At 44.5% G+C, this 16304-nt stretch carries 13 protein-coding genes and 1 pseudogene; 5 read left to right on the top strand and 9 right to left on the bottom strand.

Going from position 1 to position 16304, the window contains the following annotated elements:
- Positions 1–157 precede the first annotated feature (157 nt).
- The 3 genes from AB4323_RS11205 (at position 158) to AB4323_RS11195 (ending at position 3718) form a co-directional block, all read left to right on the top strand.
- The gene (locus AB4323_RS11205) at positions 158–1390 is read left to right on the top strand and encodes a pyridoxal phosphate-dependent aminotransferase (protein ID WP_017060166.1); all 1233 of its coding nucleotides are present in this window, start codon (positions 158–160) and stop codon (positions 1388–1390) included.
- Between the two features lie 344 nt (positions 1391–1734).
- A complete protein-coding gene (yfbR, locus tag AB4323_RS11200) occupies positions 1735–2319 on the top strand; it encodes a 5'-deoxynucleotidase (RefSeq protein WP_372152481.1) in 585 nt (194 codons plus the stop codon).
- A gap of 55 nt (positions 2320–2374) precedes the next feature.
- Positions 2375–3718 (top strand): anti-phage deoxyguanosine triphosphatase, encoded by a 1344-nt coding sequence (locus AB4323_RS11195; RefSeq protein ID WP_372152479.1) that lies wholly within the window; start codon positions 2375–2377, stop codon positions 3716–3718.
- A gap of 26 nt (positions 3719–3744) precedes the next feature.
- Here AB4323_RS11195 and AB4323_RS11190 read toward each other — a convergent pair whose 3' ends face one another.
- On the bottom strand, positions 3745–4344 hold the full coding sequence (locus tag AB4323_RS11190; protein WP_017060615.1) for a tRNA-uridine aminocarboxypropyltransferase: 600 nt from the start codon (positions 4342–4344) through the stop codon (positions 3745–3747).
- Between the two features lie 9 nt (positions 4345–4353).
- Here AB4323_RS11190 and rrtA point away from each other — a divergent pair, with 9 nt between their 5' ends.
- The gene (gene rrtA, locus AB4323_RS11185) at positions 4354–4902 is read left to right on the top strand and encodes a rhombosortase (RefSeq protein WP_017060616.1); all 549 of its coding nucleotides are present in this window, start codon (positions 4354–4356) and stop codon (positions 4900–4902) included.
- On the opposite strand, the gene AB4323_RS11180 is transcribed toward rrtA, so the two are convergent.
- From AB4323_RS11180 to AB4323_RS11145, 8 genes and pseudogenes are all read right to left on the bottom strand, one after another.
- Positions 4893–5192 carry a helix-hairpin-helix domain-containing protein gene (locus AB4323_RS11180; RefSeq protein ID WP_065583684.1) on the bottom strand — a complete coding sequence of 100 codons (300 nt, stop codon included), beginning with the start codon at positions 5190–5192 and terminating at the stop codon, positions 4893–4895. The genes rrtA and AB4323_RS11180 overlap by 10 nt on opposite strands.
- A gap of 224 nt (positions 5193–5416) precedes the next feature.
- Positions 5417–7282, bottom strand: a complete 1866-nt coding sequence (gene ppiD / locus AB4323_RS11175) for a peptidylprolyl isomerase (RefSeq protein ID WP_017060618.1) — start codon at positions 7280–7282, stop codon at positions 5417–5419.
- A gap of 218 nt (positions 7283–7500) precedes the next feature.
- Positions 7501–7794, bottom strand: coding sequence for an HU family DNA-binding protein (locus AB4323_RS11170; RefSeq protein WP_012604504.1), 294 nt, complete (start codon positions 7792–7794; stop codon positions 7501–7503).
- Between the two features lie 168 nt (positions 7795–7962).
- Positions 7963–10314, bottom strand: coding sequence for an endopeptidase La (lon, locus tag AB4323_RS11165; RefSeq protein WP_017060619.1), 2352 nt, complete (start codon positions 10312–10314; stop codon positions 7963–7965).
- A 132-nt stretch (positions 10315–10446) separates the two neighbouring features.
- On the bottom strand, positions 10447–11727 hold the full coding sequence (clpX, locus tag AB4323_RS11160; RefSeq protein ID WP_009847283.1) for an ATP-dependent protease ATP-binding subunit ClpX: 1281 nt from the start codon (positions 11725–11727) through the stop codon (positions 10447–10449).
- Positions 11728–11808: 81 nt separating this feature from the next.
- Entirely contained in the window at positions 11809–12435 is a 627-nt protein-coding gene (clpP, locus tag AB4323_RS11155; protein ID WP_004736080.1) for an ATP-dependent Clp endopeptidase proteolytic subunit ClpP, read from the bottom strand.
- A gap of 105 nt (positions 12436–12540) precedes the next feature.
- Positions 12541–13839, bottom strand: a complete 1299-nt coding sequence (gene tig / locus AB4323_RS11150) for a trigger factor (RefSeq protein WP_017065881.1) — start codon at positions 13837–13839, stop codon at positions 12541–12543.
- Positions 13840–14133: 294 nt separating this feature from the next.
- A pseudogene (locus AB4323_RS11145) lies at positions 14134–14316 on the bottom strand (hypothetical protein); the annotation flags it as partial.
- A 163-nt stretch (positions 14317–14479) separates the two neighbouring features.
- On the opposite strand from AB4323_RS11145, the gene AB4323_RS11140 reads away from it, so the two are divergent.
- Positions 14480–16300, top strand: a complete 1821-nt coding sequence (locus tag AB4323_RS11140) for an ATP-binding protein (RefSeq protein ID WP_102429105.1) — start codon at positions 14480–14482, stop codon at positions 16298–16300.
- Positions 16301–16304 lie beyond the last annotated feature (4 nt).

Genomic DNA, 16304 nt, shown 5'->3' with positions numbered 1-16304 from the left:
AATAACCAAGAAAGCGATTAATTAAAATTTAGAAAAGAGTGACAACAAAAAGGCTAAACGTGACACTGAAATGCGACATTCATCAGATTTTTATTCTATCAAACGCCATTTTGCGGTACTTTAATAAAGTATTTAAATTAATTTCAGGAAATCGGCAATGCAAAATATCGGGATGTCGTCAAAACTCAACAGCGTATGCTACGAAATCAGGGGGCCTGTACTCAAACATGCTAAGCGCATGGAAGAAGAAGGGCATAAAATACTGAAGCTTAATATTGGTAACCCCGCCCCATTTGGTTTTGACGCCCCTGATGAAATCCTTGTTGACGTAATCCGTAACCTACCGACATCTCAAGGTTACTGCGACTCAAAAGGCATCTATTCAGCCCGCAAAGCGGTTGTTCAGCACTACCAGAAAAAAGGCCTACGTAACCTTGATGTAGAAGACGTTTACATTGGTAACGGCGCATCAGAGCTTATCGTTATGTCTATGCAAGCGCTACTGGATAACGGTGATGAAATCTTAGTTCCCGCTCCGGATTACCCACTATGGACAGCGTCTGTTGCGCTTTCTGGTGGTACACCGGTTCACTACATGTGTGATGAAGATGCTGATTGGTATCCAGATTTAGACGACATGCGCGCGAAGATCTCACCAAAGACGCGCGGCATCGTTCTTATCAACCCGAACAACCCAACAGGCGCGGTATACAGCCGTGATTTCCTATTACAAGTGGTTGAGATTGCTCGTGAGCACGGTTTGATCATCTTCGCCGATGAAATCTACGACAAAGTACTTTACGACGGTGCGGTACACACTTCAGTGGCAACGCTTGCTGAAGACGTATTAATGGTCACGTTCAACGGCCTATCTAAAGCTTACCGTGTATGTGGTTTCCGTGGTGGTTGGATGTTCTTAACAGGCCCTAAACACCTAGCGAAAGGCTATGTAGAAGGGCTAGAAATGCTGGCCTCAATGCGTTTGTGTGCCAACGTTCCGATGCAACACGCTATCCAAACCGCACTCGGTGGCTATCAGAGTATCAATGAGCTGATTCTTCCAGGCGGTCGACTGCTTGAACAGCGTGACCGTGCATGGGAACTGATCAACAAGATCCCTGGCGTTTCTTGTGTGAAACCGAAAGGTGCAATGTACCTGTTCCCTAAAATCGACACCAACATGTACAACATCAAAGACGATCAGAAGTTTGTACTCGACTTCCTTAAGCAAGAGAAGGTGCTATTGGTTCAAGGTACGGGCTTCAATTGGCCGAAACCGGATCACTTCCGTATCGTGACTCTGCCGCACATCGAAGATCTAGAAATCGCAATTGGTCGTTTAGAGCGCTTCTTACAGACTTACAGCCAAGACGACCTCATCGAAGGTTAATGAGCACAAAGAAAGATGGCTACAATTTGCTGTTTTAAAAGACTTTAACTTGTATTCATTCACTTCTATGCTTAAAAGGCTCCTGTTTAGGAGCCTTTTTTGTATCCGCTGTCTCGTATCCCTGTGCAAACACAAGATACGAGTGGAGTATTGTTTATACCAATCACAGTAAGTAAGTGTTCAGAAATAGCGTAGGGAAAAAGCTTGAGAACAAGGCAGCTATTTTCGACAAGCAGCTTCGATAAGTAGTTATTCTACAATCAAAAATTCTAACATAGTTATCGAGTTTTTTAACAAGCTAGGATGACCAGTTATTTACTACGATTGGTACTATAAGGACATTTATGAAACAGAGCCATTTCTTTGCCCATCTCGCACGCATGAAGCTAATTCAACGCTGGCCCCTGATGCGTTCGGTATCAAGCGAGAACATTTCAGAACATAGCCTACAGGTTGCTTTCGTGGCACACGCCTTGGCACTGATCAAAAACAAGAAGTTTGATGGTCAGCTTAACCCCGAGCACATTGCTCTACTTGGCATGTACCACGACACCAGTGAGGTACTGACGGGTGATTTGCCAACGCCAGTTAAATACTACAACCCGGATATTGCACAAGAGTATAAGAAAATAGAAGCCGCGGCAGAACAAAGACTGCTTTCGATGTTGCCAGAAGAGTTCAGAGACGACTTCGCCACCTTCTTAATATCTGGTACTGCGAGTAAAGAAGAGCAAAGCATCGTCAAGCAGGCAGATACTATCTGTGCGTACCTGAAATGCTTGGAAGAGCTCAGTGCGGGCAATCATGAATACGAGCAAGCCAAGCGCCGATTGGAAGAGACACTCGAACAACGCAAAAGCCCAGAAATGGACTACTTTCTCACCACATTCGCACCGAGCTTTGAATTATCACTAGACGAGATAAGCTAGCTGGGTATAAGTTGTTTTTAATTAGCTAAATAAAATCAATTTGATAGGTGCTATTTTGAATTCTCAACTCGAACCACCCTTTGTACTCGAACAAGAATGGCAGCATCGAAATGACGATGAACATAAAATAAGACGGGATGACCACCGCAGCCCGTATCAGCGTGACCGTGCGCGCGTGCTTCACTCTGCTGCTTTCCGTCGCTTACAAGCGAAAACCCAGATCCATGGCACCACGGTCAACGACTTTCACCGAACGCGCCTTACCCACTCTCTTGAGGCCGCTCAGCTTGGCACCGGTATCGTCGCTCAACTGAAGAAAAAGCAGCCCGAATTTCGAGAGCTATTACCCTCAGACAGTTTGATTGATTCACTGTGTTTGGCTCACGACATCGGTCATCCACCCTATGGACATGGCGGCGAAGTCGCACTCAACTACATGATGCGCGACCACGGCGGCTTTGAGGGCAACGCTCAAACGTTTCGCATAGTCACACAGCTAGAACCTTACACTGAACATCACGGGATGAACCTATCTCGACGCACTTTGTTAGGTCTAATTAAGTACCCTTCTCTGCTGAGTGAGGTTCAAGCTAAATTGCAGTCTGAACCCGTTAAGCATCAACGACAACTCCGAGCTAAAGATTGGATGCCAGCAAAAGGCATCTACGATCATGATGAAGAGTTGTTTAACTGGGTGCTTGAACCGCTTTCAAGCAGCGACCAACAGCTCCTAAAACAGAAAAGAAAAACGCATACCGAGCCACTTGAGCACAACAAGACCAAATATAAGTCACTGGATTGTTCGATCATGGAACTTGCTGACGACATCGCGTATGGCGTGCACGATTTAGAAGATGCGATTGTGCTTGGCTCTGTGACCAAAGCTCAGTGGGTCGAATCGGCTTACCCTCAACTGAAAGAGATGGCCGACCCATGGATTTGTGAACACCTAGATTCAATTACAGAGATGCTTTTCTCTGGTGAACAGTATCGTCGAAAGGATGCGATTGGTGGGATAGTCAACGCACTGTTGACCAGTATCTCGATTAAGCGAGTGGAGGCTAACTTTGAGAATGTACTGTTGGCTTACAATGCGGTGCTCGAGCCGAGCATGGACGGCACACTCGATAAGCTGAAACACTTTGTCAGCGAGTTCGTTATTCAAGTGCCACAGGTTCAGGTCATCGAATACAAAGGTCAACAGATCATCATGGATATGTTTGAAGCATTCAGCGCAGATCCTGAACGCTTGCTGCCACTGCCCATCAAGAAGCAATGGCTACAACATCAAGATGAGTCTCGAAAAATGCGCGTGATAGCCGATTACATTTCATCGATGACTGATGATCTTGCGCAGAAAATGCATCAGCAACTGTTCTCAGCTCATACCGAGTTTTAATTCCTGACTCACTTTACTAAAACGGCTTAATCTAAGTAGTTTTTCTCAAACACGCCCGGCGGCATTTGATTGATTTGAAACTGAATCATTTGGTCAAATGCCGTTAGCAAAGGGCTAAAGTCGCCATCACGCTCTAACAAGCTAAGTAAATGATAGCCAGCTTCAACGGTTGAAAGGCTATTTTCACTGGGTGCTTTGCGAATTCGGTAATTACCCTTGAGATCTTTCGGTAAATGAACCGTGTTCAACGCATGCAAGTTACTCGATACTTGCCACATCTTGAATGCTTTCTTCCACGTGCCATCCAATAAAATCACACGCAGCTTCTTATTGGGAGATGTCGCCGACTCAACTGAAACAGAGTTTTCGCTTGGGTATAAAATCACATGTTGATACTGTTCATCGCACAACAATGCGTTGAGTTGTTCGTTGTCTGAAAAGTCTTCGCCAACAAACGTCACGCTGTTATTAAGAGATAACGAGAGAATACGCGCTGTTCCCATCGGACGATGCTCTTCTGATGGGTGCTGAAGAATGATAAGCTCAACATTCGATTCGAGTGGTGTAACCCACTGACAAATACAAGCTTTCAAAGCCTTGCTGCATTGGGGGCAATAACGAGACATGGATTTAATGTGTACCCTGTTTTAATTTTCATTTCACTTTTATGCGTCTTATTCCAATTTGAGCCAATACAAGCTTGGGTCGTTTGGGATAGCAATGCGATTGCCGATGGGCAATGGTGGCGAATCCTAACAGGAAACTTTTCACATACCAACTACTCGCATCTTCTGATGAATCTAGCAGGCTTGTGGATCATCAGCTACCTGTTTCAACCGAGTAAAAAACAGCTTGTTGTTGCTTTGCTTGTGATCAGTTTAGTGACTGGCGTCGCTCTGTTGTTTTCAAGTATTCAGATCTACGTTGGCCTATCGGGCACTTTGCATGGGTTGTTTGGCTTATTTGCGCTCAGAGAGGCTTTAAACGGCAGGAAGTCTAGTTGGCTGTTAGTATTCGGATTAGTCGCTAAAATCGCTTGGGAGCAGCTTATTGGCCCTTCTAGCACGACTGGTGAACTGATTAATGCTCGTATCGCGATTGAAGCCCACCTAGCAGGTGCATTGGCCGGAGGCTTCATATCTATCGCTTCATTTCTAACAAGTAGAAAAACGGGTCAAAGTTGAATTCTTTCGCGGTTCTTTTCAACCGTCGCTTCACCTATCCCTTTGACACTCACCAAATCATCAGCAGTAGTAAATGCCCCGTTCTGATCTCTGTAATCGACGATTTCTTTGGCTTTCTTGTCACCCACGCCAACCAATAGTGCTGAAAGTTCTTCTGCCGTCGCGGTATTGATGTTGACCGTAATCTCAATGCCTTCGTAAAGCTCATCCTTGGTTGGGCTGTCTGCAAACACGGCAGGGCTTAAGAGCATCAGAAATGAAAGAATTAGTGTTGAATATATCGTGCGCATAAATAGTTCCTTTGTTCAAAAAACGTAACTTATGCATTTGCCGCGCTAGATAACACAATCACCAGATAAAAATAAAGCGGATCACCTAAGTGACCCGCTTCGTTATACATCTTATTTTCATCAGCTTGTTTGTTGGCTCACAAATCTGAATTAAAGCCTAACAATCACGTATTGATTTCAGTAGTAAGCTCTAACTTGAGCTTGCTACTGAGGTAATCAAACGCTTACTGACCTTGACCCACTACGTAGTATTCAACGTCTGCGTTTTTACGAAGTACGTTTAATACGTTAGTCAGGTCTTGCTGGTTACCAACTCGCTCCAACTGTGCACCAATTTGAGTGCTGTAGGCTGGGTTGATCTCAGCCGTTACTTTAGAAAGCTCAACAACAACGATATTACCGTCTTGGTCTTTAGATTGACCGAACACAGCTTGACCTGCTTCTGGTTTCGCTAGAGCGAATACAGATGCCGCTAATGGCGAGTTACGGTCAATCGTTTCAAGTTCAGTGAACTCAAGGTTGTTGTCCGCTAGTACTGCTTCATTGCCTTGCTCAAGTTCGTTCACTAGAGAAACACCTAGCTCAACCGCTTGCTGCTCTGCTTGTACAGCAGACAGTGCAGCGACAACTTGATCTTTCACTTCAGCTAGAGGAAGAACTGTCTCATCACGAGTCTCTTCTACACGAACAACAATTACGTGCTCAGGTGCAACTTCGATAACTTCCGAGTTTAGACCGTCTTCTTTCACTTCAGGGCTCAAGATAGCTTGCATAACTGCAGGCGTCATCAGAACTTCTGGAGCGTCAACTTGAGAGATGAAATCTGTCGTTGTGATCTTCGCGTTGATAGCTTCTGCAGAATCATCTAGAGAATCTGGGAATTCAAACGCTACTTTTTCTAGCTCAGTTTGTTGCTCGTAGAACTGATCAACTGCGTGTTGGTCTAGAAGCTCTGTCTTAATCTCTGCCGCTACTTCAGTGTAAGGCTGAGCTTGAGACGCTTTTAGTTCGTCTAGCTTGATGATGTGGTAGCCGAAATCAGATTTAACTAGGCCAGTAGTATCGCCAATATTCTCAAGAGCGAAAGCCGCGTCTTCGAATGCAGGGTCCATAACATCGCGCTCAATCCAACCTAGGTCACCGCCAACGTCTGCACTACCGAAGTCGTCAGATTTCTCTTCCGCTAGCGTAGCAAAATCAGCGCCTGCATTTAGCTCGTCTAGGATTGCCTGAGCTTTCGCTTCGTCATCGCCTTGAACTAGGATGTGGCTAACTTTACGTTGCTCTTCCGTTGAGTACTTGTCTAGGTGCTCTTGGTAGTATTTCTGTGCTTCTTCATCGCTTACTTCAAGCTGAGACTTAAGCGCTTCAGCAGAAAGCTCAATGTAAGATACCTTAGCTTGTTCTGGACGAGTGTAAGCTGCTGGGTTCTCTTGGTAGTACTGTTCGATTTGCTCGTCAGTTAACTCGATGTCTTTTGCAAGGTCAGCAACAGACAGTGTCACTGTGCGAATGTCACGAGTTTGTGCGATAAGCTTGCTCTGAGTATCGATTTCGCCCTGAAGAACGAATTCACTGCCTTGAAGTGCAGTCACAAGCTGGTTGCGCATAAGGTCACGACGCATGTATTCAGCGAAGCTCTCTGCGCTGAAACCTGCACGACGTAGTGCCGATTGGTAAACTTCTTGGTCGAATTGACCCGCCGTTTGGAACTGAGGCATTTCTAGAATCATGGTGCGGATTTGAGAATCACTGATTCGTAGGCCTAGAGACTCAGCTTGCTGCTCAAGCAGTACGTCATTGATCATGCGATCAAGTACTGATTTACGGAAAGACTCTACGTAAGCAGGGTCTGCAAGCATTTGCGCGAAGTAATCGCCAAGTTGAGACTGCATACGATTACGTTCGTTTTGGTAAGCCTGTTCGAACTCACCACGAGCAATTTCTGTGTTGCCAACTTTAGCTGCTGCGTTGTTACCGCCACCGGTGATGTAGCTGCCTACACCTGCGAATACGAATGACAGGATAATCAACCCAAGGATAATTTTTACCGCGATGCTATTCACGCCTTCGCGTAATCGATCCATCATAATTTAAGTGCTCTCCGGATATGAAGCATTGGCTTCAAAATAAAAATCTATTCACGCGATATTATCAGAAAAAGAAATGCGCATCAGTAGGATGCGCATAATTTAAATAAGTTCAATGTGCTTTGTACACATACTGTTTAAGAATGAAACATCATTTTTCAAACAGTAAACGCATTTTACTGCCTTCCCCTCTTAAATGGAGGTTTCAGCAGTGAAAATTAGTTACATGCGTCTTTAAGTGCTTTACCCGCTTTGAAGCCAGGTACTTTAGCTTCTGCGATTTGGATCTCTTCACCAGTTTTTGGGTTACGACCTGTACGAGCAGCACGAGTACGAACACTGAAAGTACCAAAGCCAACAAGTGCAACTTGGTCACCAGATTGTAGCGTTGTGCCAACTGCTTCGATGAATGCGTCTAGAGCGCGGCCAGCTGAAGCTTTAGAGATGTCTGCGTTTTCTGCGATTGATTCTACTAGTTGTGTTTTATTCACTGTTTTTCCCCTATGTGTCATCTGTGACTACTTCTGATGACTGTACGTTCCATTTTGGTTTTAATTTAGCCGCAAGCCTTATTGCAAAAGGGCTGCCGCTTTGATCAATAACTTAGCGTCCAAAAAAAACGCTGACAAGCCTTTTCGGGCCTATCAGCGTAATTCTTTACTTATTTTTGCTATGCATCACTATTTTTTCACGTCAAACTCGACCCCTGACGGATCTCGTTCTAGCGCGACTTTGAGTACTTCATCAATCCACTGAACCGGGATCACCTTCAAGTCAGCGATTACGTTGTCTGGAATCTCTTCCAAATCACGCTCATTGTCTTTAGGGATCAGTACAGTTTTGATGCCGCCACGGTGTGCAGCAAGCAGTTTTTCTTTCAAACCACCGATAGGTAAAACTTCACCACGAAGGGTAATTTCACCTGTCATACCGACCTCTGCTTTAACCGGGTTACCCGTCAAGCTAGAGACAAGTGCAGTACACATTGCGATACCCGCACTCGGGCCATCTTTCGGTGTAGCACCTTCTGGTACGTGAACGTGAATGTCACGTTTTTCGTAGAAATCTGAGTTGATACCCAGTTTTTCAGCACGAGAACGAACCACTGTCATTGCCGCTTGAATCGACTCTTTCATCACGTCGCCAAGTGAGCCAGTTTGCGTTAGCTTACCTTTGCCCGGCATTGCTTCGGTCTCGATAGTCAGTAGATCACCACCCACTTGAGTCCACGCTAGGCCTGTTACTTGACCGATACGGTTGCTTTCATCCGCTTTACCGAAGTCGTGGCGTTGAACACCTAAGTACTCTTTCAGGTTATCAATGTTAACCGTTACAGACTTAAGATCGCTGTCTAGCAAGATGTTCTTCACTGCTTTACGACAGATCTTTGAGATTTCACGCTCTAGGCTACGTACACCCGCTTCACGCGTGTAGTAACGAATGATGCCGATGATTGCAGAGTCTTCAATCTCAATTTCATGAGGCTTAAGACCGTTGCGTTGAACTTGCTTGTCCAGTAAATGGCTCTTAGCAATGTTCAGCTTCTCATCTTCTGTGTAACCAGATAGACGAATCACTTCCATACGGTCCAGTAGAGGCCCAGGAATGTCCATCGAGTTCGATGTTGCCACGAACATAACATCTGACAGATCGTAATCTACTTCTAGGTAGTGATCGTTAAATGCGTTGTTTTGTTCTGGATCTAGAACTTCTAGAAGTGCTGAAGATGGGTCGCCACGCATATCAGAAGACATCTTATCGATCTCATCTAATAGGAACAGTGGGTTCTTAACACCAACTTTAGACATCTTCTGAATCAGTTTACCCGGAAGTGAACCGATGTACGTACGACGGTGACCACGAATCTCAGCTTCATCACGAACGCCACCAAGTGCCATACGCGTGTACTTACGACCCGTTGCCGCAGCAATCGAACGACCTAGCGAGGTTTTACCTACACCAGGAGGACCAACAAGACAAAGGATTGGGCCTTTTAGCTTGTTGATACGGTTTTGTACTGCCAAGTATTCAAGAATACGTTCTTTAACACGCTCTAAGCCGTAGTGGTCTTCGTTTAAGATCTCTTCCGCTTTCGCTAGATTCTTTTTCACTTTTGAACGCTTAGCCCAAGGAACGCCCACCATCCAATCAATGTAGCTACGTACTACTGTTGCTTCAGCAGACATTGGCGACATCATTTTCAGTTTTTGCAGTTCTTGCTCGGTTTTTTCACGAGCTTCTTGAGGCATCTTAGAGTCTTCGATCTTCTTCTTCAGAGTCTCGAATTCATCAGGAGCGTCGTCCATCTCGCCAAGTTCTTTCTGAATCGCTTTCATTTGCTCATTCAGGTAGTACTCACGCTGAGATTTTTCCATTTGCTTCTTAACGCGGCCACGAATGCGTTTTTCAACTTGCAAGATGTCAATTTCTGACTCCATTTGGCCCATCAAGAATTCCAGACGTTCAGTCACATCTAAGATTTCTAGAACGTGCTGCTTGTCTACCAGTTTAAGTGGCATGTGTGCAGCAATCGTATCAGCAAGGCGAGCTGCCTCATCAATACCGTTCAGAGATGTTAGAACTTCTGGTGGAATCTTTTTGTTCAGCTTAATAAAGCCTTCGAATTGATTGATCGCGCTGCGAACAACCACTTCTTGTTCTTTTTCGTCAAGTTCTGAGGTTACAACGTATTCTGCGTCCGCTAAGAAAAACTCACTTTCTTTGAATTGGTGAATTTTTGCACGCTGCTGACCTTCGACAAGCACTTTAACAGTACCATCAGGGAGCTTTAGTAACTGAAGAATGGTAGCGACAGTTCCTACTTTAAATAGGTCGTCAATTGAAGGCTCATCAGTGTCCGCTTCTTTCTGCGCTACAAGTAGTACTTGTTTGTTAGCTTCCATTGCCGATTCAAGGCAAGTAATCGATTTTTCACGACCAACAAACAATGGAATAACCATGTGTGGGTAAACCACTACATCACGTAGAGGTAGCACGGGGATTTCGATACGCTCGGAACGTTCCAAGTTCATATATTTCTCTCTTCCGCTTTAACTTATAAAGCAGTATATGGGGCTTAAACGACTGGATTCAATGGAAGAATAAAAAAAAGGAGGTAATTGCTTACCTCCTTTTTCAATTTGAGTGACTTGTCTAAAAAAGACCTACTCTGCAACAGCTGCTTGGTTATCTGAGTTGCTGTAAATTAATAGTGGTTCTGACTCACCATTAATTACCGACTCATCAATCACAACCTTGCTTACATCAGTTGAAGATGGCAGTTCGTACATAGTTTCTAGTAGAACACCCTCCAAGATAGAACGTAGACCACGAGCACCTGTTTTACGGTTCATTGCTTTCTTAGCAATGGCACGTAAAGCATCTTCACGGAATTCTAACTCTGTATCCTCAAGCTCAAATAATGCTGCGTACTGTTTTGTAAGTGCATTCTTTGGCTCACATAGGATTTGGATTAGCGCTTCTTCATCAAGCTCTGTCAGTGTTGTTGTCACAGGTAGACGACCAATGAATTCTGGAATCAGACCATATTTCACTAGATCTTCAGGTTCTACTTGAGTGAACAATTCACCGATAGTTTTGGTTTCATCTTTTGAACGCACTTCTGCGCCAAAGCCGATACCTGAACCTGTTTCTACACGCTGTTCAATCACTTTATCTAGGCCTGCAAACGCACCACCACAGATAAATAAGATCTTAGACGTGTCCACTTGCAAGAACTCTTGCTGTGGATGCTTACGACCACCTTGAGGTGGAACTGAAGCTACTGTACCTTCAACAAGTTTTAGTAGAGCTTGCTGTACACCTTCACCAGACACGTCACGCGTGATTGATGGGTTTTCAGCTTTACGAGAAATCTTGTCGATTTCATCGATGTAAACAATGCCGCGTTCCGCTTTCGCTACGTCGTAATCACATTTCTGAAGCAACTTCTGGATGATGTTTTCAACATCTTCGCCCACGTAACCCGCTTCGGTTAGTGTTGTTGCGTCTGCCATTGTGAAAGGAACGTCTAGGAAACGAGCCAATGTTTCAGCCAGTAGTGTTTTACCACTACCAGTAGGACCGATAAGAAGAATGTTACTCTTACCTAGCTCTACGCCTTCAGCTGTCGTATCACCATTACGTAAACGCTTGTAGTGGTTATAAACTGCAACTGCTAGCACTTTCTTCGCGTATTCTTGACCGATTACATAGTCGTCAAGATGCTCACGAATCTCACGCGGCGTTGGCAGCGATTCCGATTCTTTCTTAGGAAGAACATCTTTAATTTCTTCACGAATAATGTCGTTACAAAGATCGACACATTCATCACAAATGTAAACAGAAGGACCTGCGATTAACTTGCGAACTTCGTGTTGGCTTTTGCCACAGAAAGAGCAGTAAAGCAGTTTACCGCTACCACCCTCTTTGCTTTTATCTGTCATTCGCTAACCTCTTAGCCTTAACTCTCTATGCTTGAGTGTATATCAATTTGAATCACTTTGCGTTAAACAATTGCCCTGCAATTATTGACCGCGGTGATTAAGAACTGAATCCACCAAGCCGTATTCTACTGCTTGATCAGCAGACATGAAGTTATCACGATCTGTATCGCGCTCAACAACTTCTAGAGGCTGACCAGTGTGCTCTGCCAATAGTTTGTTTAGCTTTTGTTTGATCGTTAGGATCTCTTGCGCGTGAATTTGAATATCAGACGCTTGGCCTTGGAAGCCGCCAAGTGGCTGGTGAATCATTACACGTGAGTTTGGAAGCACGTGACGCTTACCAGGAGTACCACCCGCTAGTAAGAATGCACCCATAGAGCAAGCTTGACCCATACATACTGTGCTCACGTTTGGCTTGATGAACTGCATTGTGTCGTAGATAGACATGCCTGCTGTTACGCTACCGCCAGGTGAGTTGATGTAAAGATAGATATCTTTGTCTGGGTTTTCTGATTCCAAGAAAAGCAGTTGAGCCACGACAAGATTTGCCATGTGGTCTTCCACTTGACCTGTTAAGAAAATGATACGTTCTTTTAATAGACGAGAATAAATATCGTAAGAACGTTCACCACGGGAAGTCTGTTCAACCACCATAGGAACTAGTGCGTCCATAATCGATGGCATTGTATTTTTTTCTTGGTAGCTCATATTCTTATGTCCCTAAAATAAATGGCCCGAATGATTAAATCATACGGACCATTGTTAGCAGAATTGTTGACCGTACGTCAACCTTCTACGTCAGATATTACTATATTAAGCAGGTTGCTGATTCATTAGCTCGTTGAAGCTAACTTCTTTATCAGAAACTTGAGCTTTAGCGATGATTGCATCAATAGCTTGCTCTTCTAGAGCAACATTGCGCATGTTGTTCATCATTTGCTCGTTTTGCTCGTAGTAAGCAATAACTTCTGTTGGATCTTCGTATGCTGTAGCCATCTCTTCGATGATAGCTTTAACTTTCTCGTCGTCAGCTTTTAGCTCTTCAGTCTTGATTACTTCACCAAGAAGAAGACCTACAACTACGCGACGTTTAGCTTGCTCTTCGAACAGCTCACGTGGAAGTTGGTCAGCAGCTTCAGTGTTGCCACCGAAACGTTGAGCAGCTTGTTGACGTAGAACACCGATCTCTTGATCGATAAGAGCAGAAGGTACGTCGATGTTGTTTTCGTTAACTAGACCGTCGATAGCTTGCTCTTTGATGCGGTTCTTAACAGCTTGCTTAAGCTCACGCTCCATGTTCTTACGAACTTCAGCTTTAAGACCTTCAACGCCGTCAGTTGCGCCGAACTTAGCAACGAATTCTTCGTTTAGTTCTGGAAGTTCACGAGCTTCAACTTTGTTCAGCTTGATAGAGAACTTAGCTGCTTTACCTTTTAGGTTTTCAGCGTGGTAATCTTCTGGGAAGTTTACGTCGATTTCGAATTCCATACCTGCTGTTTTACCAACGATACCGTCTTCGAAGCCAGGGATCATGCGACCAGCGCCCATCTCTAGTGGGAAGTTCTCAGCTTTGCCGCCTTCAAACTCTTCACCGTCGATAGAACCAACGAAGTCGATAGTTGCACGAGAACCAGCGTCAGCAGCAGCTTCAACTTCAGTCCAAGTTGCTTGTTGCTTACGTAGAGTTTCGATCATCTCTTCAACGTCAGCTTCTTTAACTTCTACTGCTGGTTTCTCAACAGTGATGTTTTCTAGACCTTTCAGCTCAACTTCTGGGTAAACTTCAAAAGTTGCGTTGAATACTAGGTCAGCGCCTTCGTTGTTTTCAACTGGTGCGAAAGTAGGTGCGCCAGCTGGGTTGATTTTCTCTTTAACGATCGCTTCGATGAAGTGACGTTGCATTACTTCGCCCATCACGTCTTGACGTACTGCTTTGCCGTACATTTTAGCAACCATCTTCATTGGCACTTTGCCTTTACGGAAACCATCGAAACGACGGTTTTTCGCGATGTTGCGTAGTTCAGCTGTAACTGCATCTTCGATGTTAGCAGCAGGAACAGTAATATTAAGACGGCGCTCTAGGCCTTCTAGCGTTTCAACAGTAACTTGCATTATATAAACCTCAAAACTGGCTCAGTAATCTGAGCATATGAGCCGTAACTTAGCTTTAATTCAAAAGCAGACGTTGTTGGCTGCATCCTTGTGTAGTGCTCTATCCGAACACCTAATTTAAAATCGAGCATTGATGTCTGAATTGATTATTCAACCAAACACCAGACTAATCAGCGATATCTTCGTTCTTCACACGTCGATTAAAACGCAATAAAGCTTGTTTTCAGAAACAAGAAAGGTATCTCCGATTAGCCTCAGGACAGAAATTTTAGACGCGACATTCTAGCGATCTGTTTAATCTCTGTCGAGCCGTTCACCTCTGCATGATGATGAATGCTCTAAATTCGTCCAACTAAGTGATACAAAAACGATCAAATCATCACTTAGCACAACAGAAATGGGGACAATAGCGACTTTTTCAAGGGAATCGAGGGCTTTTTTTGCTAAAAACCTTAAAAAGAGATCTTGCTCTTGTTTTACCCCTCAGAGTCGATAACTTTTTCAACAATCCCCGTTACAAACCCTTAACCTACATCCATCTGTTCACTCTCTGCTTTCAGCAAAAACTACCGCTATTTGCTACCATAAACGAGAGAAGACAGGCTTGATTGTTTACCAAAGAAATCAGCGGAGAGCCTTCATGTTTCAAGCTTTTAAAATCCCAATACTGTTAATGGTCACATACAGTTTACTGATGGTGTTTGGCGGTCATTGGGTGTGGAGCACGAGCCATGAAAGTTTGTTAAATGATCATCAATCTAAGCTGGACCGCTTTTCTGTTCATATTTCAAGCCAATTGGATAAGTTCGCGCACATTCCCGAGCTGCTTTCAAAAGACAAAGAGCTGGTCGATGCCCTGCACTCTCCAAGTAACTCTGCGCAAATCGAACTCACTAATCGTTATCTAGAGCACGTAAACTCGGTGATTCAAGCATCCGACACCTACCTACTAGACAGTATCGGCACCACCATTGCAGCCAGTAACTGGAATCAACCGCGTTCTTTTATTCGTCGTAACTTTGCTTTCCGCCCCTACTTTCAAGAAGCGATTATTGGCAATGAAAATCAATATTTTGCGCTAGGTTCAACCTCTGGAAAGCGAGGCTATTATTATTCTTACCCCGTCTCCTATGCCGCCGAGATTATTGGCGTCATTGTCGTAAAGATGGATTTATCGCTGATTGAAGCAAGTTGGAAAGGCAAACAGAGTTTTTTTGTTGCTGACGATAAAGATCAAATTGTATTTATGTCGAGTAACCCTGAGTGGCTGTTCAAAAGCCTTCAGCCGCTAAGCGAAGTACAACACACTCGAATTCAAGAAAGCAGGCAGTATCTCGATACAAAAATAGAAAGCCTGCACTTCTCCGGCGATTTAGACAGTGCCACCAGTCGTATTGAGTCGCCACACAAACTCGTCCAAGAGCAGTTCTTTAGTTCTTCGCGTTTCCTAGCCGAACCAAGACTCACCATACGGGTATTTTCTCCAACCCACTTAGTTTGGTGGGACTTGGTTGCTTACCTTGTTGTTTTGAGCCTAATCTTTGCGATTATTTATCTAACAATGCAGCTCAACCACCATAGACAACAAAGACGAGCACAGATAGACAGGCTGCAATCCGAAGCCAAGCAAAAACTCGAATTTCAAGTGCTTGAACGTACATCGGAGTTACATGTTGAGATCAAACACCGTATCGAAACCGAGCATGTTCTGAGGCAAACCCAAGACGAGCTCATCCAAGCCGCCAAACTAGCAGTGCTAGGGCAGATGTCAGCGAGCATCAGTCACGAACTGAATAACCCGCTTGCCGCGATTCGCAGTTATGCCGACAACGGCCGATTGTTTCTTGCCAAAGAAAAAACCGATCGTGTCGATGACAATCTATCGCGAATCTCGGCACTCACTGATCGTATGGCGAAAATCAGCCACCAGCTTCGCTCGTTCGCCAAAAAATCTACTGCGGAAGAGCTACACACCTTACAAATACTCCCAGTTTTACATTCATCGAAAGAGCTGATGAAGCCACAACTCAAGAGCGAGCGAGTTAAGGTCAACGAACTCCCTGAGACCTTTGATGCTTGCGTGCTCGCCAACGCCATTCAACTGGAACAGGTGATCATTAACCTGCTGACCAACGCGATTCAGGCGGTGGAACAACAAGATGACAAACAATTAGCTATTCTGTTAGAGATTAGAGAGTCCGACCATCAACAGGCCAATACCTTGTTGATTCATGTCGATGATAACGGCCCCGGCTTCACCTCCCCTTCGAACGGAAACTTTTTTGAACCCTTTCATACCACCAAGAAAAACGGACTTGGACTTGGACTATCGATTTCTCAACAAATAATCAGCGGAATAAATGGCAAGCTCGTTACCGGTAGTAGCCCTCAAGGCGGTGCTCGATTCAGCATAGAGCTGCCCCTTGTTGAACAAGAACAGCAAGCAAAAACTCAGCAATAACCAG

The sequence above is a fragment of the Vibrio sp. 10N.261.52.C11 genome, from assembly GCF_041471405.1.
Lineage (GTDB): Bacteria > Pseudomonadota > Gammaproteobacteria > Enterobacterales > Vibrionaceae > Vibrio > Vibrio crassostreae_C.
The sequence above is the reverse complement of the archived record's forward strand: the minus strand, read 5'-3'. Positions and strand labels throughout refer to the sequence as shown.

Coding starts and splice junctions, on each gene's coding strand:
- AB4323_RS11205 (WP_017060166.1), top strand. CDS start 158: ATGCAAAATATCGGGATGTCGTCAAAACTCAACAGCGTATGCTACGAA.
- yfbR (WP_372152481.1), top strand. CDS start 1,735: ATGAAACAGAGCCATTTCTTTGCCCATCTCGCACGCATGAAGCTAATT.
- AB4323_RS11190 (WP_017060615.1), bottom strand. CDS start 4,344: ATGTCTCGTTATTGCCCCCAATGCAGCAAGGCTTTGAAAGCTTGTATT.
- AB4323_RS11180 (WP_065583684.1), bottom strand. CDS start 5,192: ATGCGCACGATATATTCAACACTAATTCTTTCATTTCTGATGCTCTTA.
- ppiD (WP_017060618.1), bottom strand. CDS start 7,282: ATGATGGATCGATTACGCGAAGGCGTGAATAGCATCGCGGTAAAAATT.
- AB4323_RS11170 (WP_012604504.1), bottom strand. CDS start 7,794: ATGACACATAGGGGAAAAACAGTGAATAAAACACAACTAGTAGAATCA.
- lon (WP_017060619.1), bottom strand. CDS start 10,314: ATGAACTTGGAACGTTCCGAGCGTATCGAAATCCCCGTGCTACCTCTA.
- clpX (WP_009847283.1), bottom strand. CDS start 11,727: ATGACAGATAAAAGCAAAGAGGGTGGTAGCGGTAAACTGCTTTACTGC.
- clpP (WP_004736080.1), bottom strand. CDS start 12,435: ATGAGCTACCAAGAAAAAAATACAATGCCATCGATTATGGACGCACTA.
- tig (WP_017065881.1), bottom strand. CDS start 13,839: ATGCAAGTTACTGTTGAAACGCTAGAAGGCCTAGAGCGCCGTCTTAAT.
- AB4323_RS11140 (WP_102429105.1), top strand. CDS start 14,480: ATGTTTCAAGCTTTTAAAATCCCAATACTGTTAATGGTCACATACAGT.